Source organism: Pseudomonas edaphica (assembly GCF_005863185.1).
Taxonomy (GTDB): Bacteria; Pseudomonadota; Gammaproteobacteria; order Pseudomonadales; family Pseudomonadaceae; genus Aquipseudomonas; species Aquipseudomonas edaphica.
In genome coordinates this window covers 1-3,547 of sequence record NZ_VBVZ01000627.1, presented here as the reverse complement: position 1 = coordinate 3,547, position 3,547 = coordinate 1, and the positions used below count along the sequence as shown (strand labels likewise).

Below are 3,547 nucleotides of genomic sequence, written 5' to 3'. Positions count from 1 at the left end.
ATGCAGACTCAGACGCGCCTGTTCGCGGGTCGGCGCCCACGTGATGAGCTTGGCGATCATTGGGTCGAAGTAGGGCGGGATTTCGCAACCGGCTTGCACCCAGGTGTCGATCCGCAAACCTTCAGCCGTCGGGAAATCCACACGGGTCAACAGGCCTGGGCTCGGCTGGAAATCCTTGCCTGGATCTTCCGCATACAGCCGCGCCTGAATCGCGTGGCCCTGAGGGTGCAGCTTCAATTCGCTCAACGCAGGTAATTCACCCGCCGCCAATTGCACCATCCAGCGCACCAGGTCGACGCCCCAGACTTGTTCGGTGACGCCGTGTTCTACCTGCAGGCGCGTGTTCACTTCGAGGAAGTAGAAGCGGCCGTCAGCGCTGTCAAAGATGAACTCCACGGTGCCGGCGCTGCGGTAATTGACCGCCCTGGCCAGGGTGATGGCCGCCGTGCACAAGGCTTCGGCCATGCCGTCGGGCAGGTTCGGCGCGGGTGTTTCTTCGAGGACTTTCTGGTTGCGCCGTTGCACGGAACAGTCGCGCACGCCAAGGGCGATGACGTCGCCCAAACCGTCGCCGAACACCTGCACTTCCAGGTGGCGGGCGTGCTCGATGTATTTCTCGATAAACACACCGGCATCGCTGAAGTTGTTTTGCCCCAGGCGTTTAACCGCCTCGAAAGACTCGCTCAGCTCTGTCGCATTGCGGCACACACGCATGCCGATGCCACCGCCGCCTGCGGTGCTTTTGAGCATGACCGGATAGCTCACGGTTTCGGCCGCCAGCAACGCTGTATCGAGGCTGTCGAGCAGCTCGGTGCCTTCCAATAATGGAATTTGATGGTGTTTGGCCAAGGCCCGCGCGGTGTGCTTGAGGCCGAATACGCGCAGCTGTTCGGGTGTCGGACCGACGAAGGCTATCCCCGCATTTTCGCAGGCTTGGGCAAAGGCGGCGTTCTCTGAGAGAAAACCGTAGCCAGGATGAATCGCCTTGGCGCCACAGGCCTTGGCGGTGGCGAGGATTTTTTCCACTGCCAGGTAGGTGGCCGCCGCCGCGCCTTCGCCGAGGCTGTAGGCCTCGTCGGCTTGCTGGATATGCAGGCTGGCTGCGTCGGCTTCGGCGTATACGGCGATGCCTTTGACCTGCAGCTCGCGCAAGGTGCGCAGGATGCGGCAGGCGATGGCGCCACGGTTGGCGATCAAGAGTTTTTCGAACATGGCAAAACCCTGCGGGCCGTCCCGCAAAGTGAGGGAGCACTGCGGTCGTCCGCAGTGCCTGTGGTCAGTGTGGGAGCCGGGCTTGCCCGCGATGGCGGTAGGGCAGTCAGCTTATCGGTTGGCTGATGGACCGCTATCGCAGGCAAGCCAGCTCCCACAGTTGATCGCTAGTGTTTTCGGATGCATTGCCCGGCTCGGGACTGGCACAGGGCGAATAACCACTTACGCAGGCGTTTTATTTTCAGTTCCATACCAGTAACTCCGCAGCCGTCGGGTTGTAGCCATTGCATGGATTGTTCAGTTGCGGGCAGTTGGAGATCAGCACGATCACGTCCATCTGCGCACGCAGGTCGACGTACTTGCCGGGCGCGGAAATGCCGTCTTCAAAGGTCAGCCCGCCGTCGGCGGTGACCGGCACATTCATGAAGAAATTGATGTTCGGCCCGATGTCACCTTTACCCAGCCGACCGTCGTGGGCGCAGGCGCGCAGGTAGTTGTCGCGGCAGCTGTGCATGTAGCGTTTTTCCAGGGCGTAGCGCACGGTGTTGCTCTCTTGGGCACAGGCACCGCCGAGGGTGTCGTGGCGCCCGCAGGTGTCATCGACGATGGTCAGCATCGGCTGGCCAAGGTTGGAATACAGCACGCTGCCGGTGCTCAGGTACACGCGGTTTTGCCGGCGTAATGTGCGCTGTACGTCGTAGCGTTCCTTGGGGTTTTTGCGGCTGTAGAACAGCGTGTCGACGGCCTGGTTGCCCTCCAGGTCGAGGATGCGCAGGGTCTGCCCGGCCTTGACCTCCATCAGCCATGGCTCGCCAGCAGGAATGGTGGCGCGGTACACGGCTGCCTCGGGTTGTTTCAGTGCGATAGACATGGCAGTTCCTCAGGCGAACAGGCGGTCGGTGTTGATAAAGCCGCGCTCGTTTTCCGGGCGCGAAGTGCGGCAGTGTTCGGCGACACTGGAATCGGCGTTCATCCAGCTGAGTTTCAGCGGTTGCGGCGCGTAGTTCGGGTTGGGGTCCATCGGGTGTTGCAGCGCGGTCAGCACCACGAGTGTGTCCATCGGCGCGTAGAGTTCGATGTAGTCGCCGGCTTTGGAATTGCCCGGCACAAAGTGCAGGCCGCCGCCTTCGTCAACGCTGACCCGGCTGAACAGGTTGAGGGTCATCAGCAGGTCGCTAAGCCCCAACCCCCACTTGCCCAATTCCACCAGCAGGTTGTCGGTGCCGTTGCGAAAGAAGCCGTTGCGCAGCTCCTGATAACGGCCCTGGCCGTACTTTTCAGCGACCTCGGCGGCGCACAGCACGCCGCCGATGCTGTCACTCCAGCCGCAGGTGTCGGCGGTGATGGCGGCCAGCACGCGGCCCATGTCCGAGTACAGGCAGTGGCCGCGGGTGAGTTTGGCGGTGTGTTGGCATTTGAGGCTGTCGGGCAGGTTCAGACGCTCGGTTTTTTCATTGGCATTGAGCAGGGTCAGGCTGACGTTGGCACCACCGCGAATATCCGTGAGGCGCAGCAGTTGGCCGCGCTTGAGCACAAAGGAGCGGTGGCCGCCGCCGGGTAGCATTTCTTCGGCGAAGGGTGGGAACAGTTGAATGGAATCGGTCATTTGCAAGTCGCTCCAAGTTCGGCGGCCAGCGCTTTGCGGCGCTCGCTGTTCAAAGGGATGTCGTAGGTGATGCGCGCGCCATAGGCGCCGGGGGCGTGGGGGTCGACACGGACTTTGTCGAACACCAGCAAGCGTGTGCCGAGGCTGAAACCTTCGCTGAGGTCGTGGGTGACCATGAACACCGTCAGCCGGGTTTCGCGCCATAGCGCCAGCAACAGCTGATGCATGTCTTTGCGAATGCCCGGGTCGAGGGCGCCGAAGGGTTCGTCCAGCAGCAACACGCGGGGTTTCATGATCAGGGCTTGGGCGATGGCCAGGCGTTGCTGCATGCCGCCGGAGAGCTGCGCCGGGTATTTGTCCAGTGCGTGGCCGAGGCCGACTTTTTGCAGCAGGGCGGCGGCCTGTTCCCGTGCGTCTTGTTTGGCTTTGCCGAACAGCCGTCCCAGCAGCGGCGAGCGCGGTAGCTCAAGGCCAAGCGCAACGTTGTCCAGCACCGTCAAATGCGGGAACACCGAGTAACGCTGGAACACCACGCCACGGCTGGCATCCGGCTCGCCGGCAAGTGGTTGGCCGTCCAGCAGGATCTGGCCTTTGCTCGCGGTTTCCTGGCCCAGCAACAAGCGCAGGAAGGTCGATTTGCCGCAGCCGGACGTGCCGACCAGGGTGCAAAACTCACCCTCATCGACATGCAGGTTGAGCCCTTCCAGCACCACCTGTTCGCCATAGCGC

4 protein-coding genes are annotated in these 3,547 nt (G+C 62.3%); all 4 read right to left on the bottom strand.

Features of this window, described 5'->3' with window-relative positions; genetic code table 11:
- Window positions 1-1,212 (bottom strand): ATP-binding protein (locus FEM54_RS27865; protein ID WP_138453788.1); only part of this gene is annotated, 1,212 nt, incomplete at its 3' end.
- A gap of 241 nt (window positions 1,213-1,453) precedes the next feature.
- Window positions 1,454-2,083 carry an urea amidolyase associated protein UAAP2 gene (locus tag FEM54_RS27860; RefSeq protein WP_138453787.1) on the bottom strand — a complete coding sequence of 210 codons (630 nt, stop codon included), beginning with the start codon at window positions 2,081-2,083 and terminating at the stop codon, window positions 1,454-1,456.
- Window positions 2,084-2,092: 9 nt separating this feature from the next.
- Complete coding sequence (locus FEM54_RS27855) at window positions 2,093-2,818, bottom strand: urea amidolyase associated protein UAAP1 (RefSeq protein ID WP_138453786.1); 726 nt, start codon at window positions 2,816-2,818, stop codon at window positions 2,093-2,095.
- On the bottom strand, window positions 2,815-3,547 hold a 733-nt coding region (locus FEM54_RS27850; RefSeq protein ID WP_138453785.1), incomplete at its 5' end, for an ABC transporter ATP-binding protein. The genes FEM54_RS27855 and FEM54_RS27850, both read right to left, overlap by 4 nt.

What these genes read in the sequence shown, in the direction of transcription:
- FEM54_RS27860 (WP_138453787.1), bottom strand. Translation starts at nt 2,083, where the DNA reads ATGTCTATCGCACTGAAACAACCCGAGGCAGCCGTGTACCGCGCCACC.
- FEM54_RS27855 (WP_138453786.1), bottom strand. Translation starts at nt 2,818, where the DNA reads ATGACCGATTCCATTCAACTGTTCCCACCCTTCGCCGAAGAAATGCTA.